Annotated in this window: 7 protein-coding genes; all 7 read right to left on the bottom strand. The window is 24.7% G+C overall.

Going from position 1 to position 1,910, the window contains the following annotated elements; translation table 11 throughout:
* Positions 1–259: 259 nt before the first annotated feature.
* Positions 260–403 carry a hypothetical protein gene (locus AJ932_RS10465; RefSeq protein WP_002807233.1) on the bottom strand — a complete coding sequence of 48 codons (144 nt, stop codon included), beginning with the start codon at positions 401–403 and terminating at the stop codon, positions 260–262.
* An 11-nt stretch (positions 404–414) separates the two neighbouring features.
* A complete protein-coding gene (locus AJ932_RS01940; protein WP_044794622.1) occupies positions 415–669 on the bottom strand; it encodes a hypothetical protein in 255 nt (84 codons plus the stop codon).
* Complete coding sequence (locus AJ932_RS10740; RefSeq protein WP_002813541.1) at positions 632–754, bottom strand: hypothetical protein; 123 nt, start codon at positions 752–754, stop codon at positions 632–634. The genes AJ932_RS01940 and AJ932_RS10740 overlap by 38 nt, the downstream gene beginning before the upstream one ends.
* Before the next feature lie 90 nt (positions 755–844).
* A complete protein-coding gene (locus AJ932_RS01935; protein WP_002789000.1) occupies positions 845–1,114 on the bottom strand; it encodes a type II toxin-antitoxin system YafQ family toxin in 270 nt (89 codons plus the stop codon).
* Positions 1,104–1,325, bottom strand: coding sequence for a hypothetical protein (locus AJ932_RS01930; RefSeq protein ID WP_002881155.1), 222 nt, complete (start codon positions 1,323–1,325; stop codon positions 1,104–1,106). Before AJ932_RS01930 ends, AJ932_RS01935 begins: the two co-directional genes overlap by 11 nt.
* 187 nt (positions 1,326–1,512) lie before the next feature.
* A complete protein-coding gene (locus AJ932_RS10460; protein WP_002807233.1) occupies positions 1,513–1,656 on the bottom strand; it encodes a hypothetical protein in 144 nt (47 codons plus the stop codon).
* An 11-nt stretch (positions 1,657–1,667) separates the two neighbouring features.
* Positions 1,668–1,910: hypothetical protein (locus AJ932_RS01925; RefSeq protein WP_002871600.1), on the bottom strand; the 243-nt coding region annotated here is incomplete at its 5' end.

Below are 1,910 nucleotides of genomic sequence, written 5' to 3'. Positions count from 1 at the left end.
GCTTTTAGCTAAACTCTCAAAAACAGGTAAAAAATCCTTATCAAATCCGCTAATTTCAATTTTTATAGCCATTTGTATCCTTTCTTATATAATTTTTATTTTTATTATACCATAAAGGGTTTTGTTGTAAAATTGGAAAAAACTTTTTTTATATATAAAATTACATAAATAAGACAATCAAAATACAATATAAAAGATTAAAGAATAGTAAAAACGGTTTTTTAAAAAAACTAATATAAATATATGGCTAATTATATAATTAATCCTCCTCTAAGCCATCATTAATTCCTGCTTCTGCAAGTTCAAGCTGTTCTTTTTGATACACTTTATCATCTTTAAAGGCTTCAAAACTTTTTTCCCATAAAACCTTTCTTTGCTCTATATATTCTTGATCTTTACACATATTAATCCTTTTTATTTATCAGGTTTAAAACCACTATCTAAAATTATTTTTGTCATTGCACCTTTAAGTTTATCAAAACGATTTAAAGCTTGCATATTGCTAACTCTAAGCAATCTTATTTTATCATCTTTTTTATAAAACACTTTAAAAACTTCATCACTTTGTTTGTGTTTTACCATATCATCTAAAGTAGGACTATCTATGAATTCATATTCTTTGGTAAAATCTTCATTTAAAACATCGAATAAATCTTGAGAAATAACCATTAGGATTAACTGGATCATAAGTATAAGAACTTACTACACATTCTCTCATAGCTTTTTGTATTTCTTCTTGGGATAATTTTTTCATAGTATTTTTCTTTTTTCTTTCTATTATGATATAAATGACTTAATATGTAGTTATGGATTTTTATAAACTTGATTAATTTAACTTCAATTATTAAAACAACTCGCTATGAGAACCTATATTAATACATGTTAAAATAAGTTTATCATCTTGTTTTTGATAAATTAAGAGCAAATCAGGTTTTACATGACACTCTCTAAGCTCTTTAAATTCACCTTTTAGTTTATGATCTTTGTATTTTCTTTCAAGAGTTTCATTGTTAGATAAGCGATAGACTATTTCATCTACTAAGTCTTTTTCTTTTAGCGTTAGCTTCTTATAGTTTTTCTTGTATTCTTTTAAAACTCTAATTTCATATTTCACGCATAGCCTTTTTATACTCATCAAAGTTTTTAAAAGTTTCATGCTCTCCATTTTTCATTTCTTCTAAAGCCTTTTTCATGGAACTTTGTTTTTTCTCTTCTGGAGTATCACATTCTAACAAACAATAAGTAGCTTTTAGGCTTTTAGCTAAACTCTCAAAAACAGGTAAAAAATCCTTATCAAATCCGCTAATTTCAATTTTTATAGCCATTTGTATCCTTTCTTATATAATTTTTATTTTTATTATACCATAAAGGGTTTTGTTGTAAAATTGGAAAAAACTTTTTTTATATATAAAATTACATAAATAAGACAATCAAAATACAATATAAAAGATTAAAGAATAGTAAAAACGGTTTTTTAAAAAAACTAATATAAATATATGGCTAATTATATAATTAATCCTCCTCTAAGCCATCATTAATTCCTGCTTCTGCAAGTTCAAGCTGTTCTTTTTGATACACTTTATCATCTTTAAAGGCTTCAAAACTTTTTTCCCATAAAACCTTTCTTTGCTCTATATATTCTTGATCTTTACACATATTAATCCTTTTTATTTATCAGGTTTAAAACCACTATCTAAAATTATTTTTGTCATTGCACCTTTAAGTTTATCAAAACGATTTAAAGCTTGCATATTGCTAACTCTAAGCAATCTTATTTTATCATCTTTTTTATAAAACACTTTAAAAACTTCATCACTTTGTTTGTGTTTTACCATATCATCTAAAGTAGGACTATCTATGAATTCATATTCTTTGGTAAAATCTTCATTTAAAACATCGAATAAATCTTG

The organism is Campylobacter sp. BCW_6873 (assembly GCF_001762365.1).
Lineage (GTDB): Bacteria > Campylobacterota > Campylobacteria > Campylobacterales > Campylobacteraceae > Campylobacter_D > Campylobacter_D jejuni.
The sequence above is the reverse complement of the archived record's forward strand: the minus strand, read 5'-3'. Positions and strand labels throughout refer to the sequence as shown.

Excerpts from the sequence above, each read along its gene's own strand:
- AJ932_RS10465 (WP_002807233.1), bottom strand. The coding sequence starts at position 403 with ATGTGTAAAGATCAAGAATATATAGAGCAAAGAAAGGTTTTATGGGAA.
- AJ932_RS01940 (WP_044794622.1), bottom strand. The coding sequence starts at position 669 with ATGGTTATTTCTCAAGATTTATTCGATGTTTTAAATGAAGATTTTACC.
- AJ932_RS10740 (WP_002813541.1), bottom strand. The coding sequence starts at position 754 with ATGAAAAAATTATCCCAAGAAGAAATACAAAAAGCTATGAGAGAATGT.
- AJ932_RS01930 (WP_002881155.1), bottom strand. The coding sequence starts at position 1,325 with ATGGCTATAAAAATTGAAATTAGCGGATTTGATAAGGATTTTTTACCT.
- AJ932_RS10460 (WP_002807233.1), bottom strand. The coding sequence starts at position 1,656 with ATGTGTAAAGATCAAGAATATATAGAGCAAAGAAAGGTTTTATGGGAA.